The sequence below is a fragment of the Methanocalculus natronophilus genome (genome assembly GCF_038751955.1).
GTDB lineage: Archaea > Halobacteriota > Methanomicrobia > Methanomicrobiales > Methanocorpusculaceae > Methanocalculus > Methanocalculus natronophilus.
Map to the genome: position 1 here is coordinate 1 of NZ_JBCEXH010000048.1, position 718 is coordinate 718.

The 718-nt window shown below is 32.2% G+C and carries 2 protein-coding genes; both read right to left on the bottom strand.

Annotated features, from left to right (window positions below):
• Positions 1-419 (bottom strand): shikimate dehydrogenase family protein (locus ABCO64_RS10310; RefSeq protein WP_425463707.1); only part of this gene is annotated, 419 nt, incomplete at its 3' end.
• Between the two features lie 4 nt (positions 420-423).
• The coding region (locus tag ABCO64_RS10315; protein WP_343089399.1) for a chorismate mutase at positions 424-718 on the bottom strand (295 nt) is incomplete at its 5' end.

Below are 718 nucleotides of genomic sequence, written 5' to 3' on the forward strand. Positions count from 1 at the left end.
TTTCTTGCACAAACATGAATGGTTTGGTAGCCGGATTGTTTTAAAGCATACATTAAAGTTCCCTTAGTAGCGCCATTTCCCAGTATTGTTACGACCGTGTTTCTATTCGAAGGATATGTATTTTCAATGATTTCTTTTAATGCTAAATAATCCGTATTATAACCATGTTTTTTATTGTCTTTTAAGACAATTGTGTTGACGGCACCAATTGCTTTTGCGGTAGGGTCAATATAATCTAACATGTCTAGAACATCGTGTTTATAAGGCAAGGTAACATTTAATCCTTTAAAAGGAATCGTCTTTATAAAATCTCTAAGTGATTTTGTTTCTAAGAGTTCGTAGTTCATCTCAGGGCTCAAAGCTTCATGAATTTGTTTTGAAAAGCTGTGTCTCAGTGTTTTTCCGAGTAATCCATACATATAATCAATCCTTTTTTTGTCTTGCTTTACTTTCTTTTAATAGGGTCTTATAGATGTTTTTAATTGATTCATCTTTAATTTTATCATAAATGAAGGCTTCACGGTTAGGATGCGTGATGGTCCCTTTTATCTTTTTTTTAACGTCTCCTACCTCATCGGTTAACTTAAAACGTTTCGTTAAAAGCGCGATGATTTGATCATCGACTTCGTCTATTTTTTGTCTTAATTTTTGAATTTTTTCATTCATATTCATTCTCCTTAAAGGTTTTAATTGAGCGATTTCCCAATTTTTATACTTG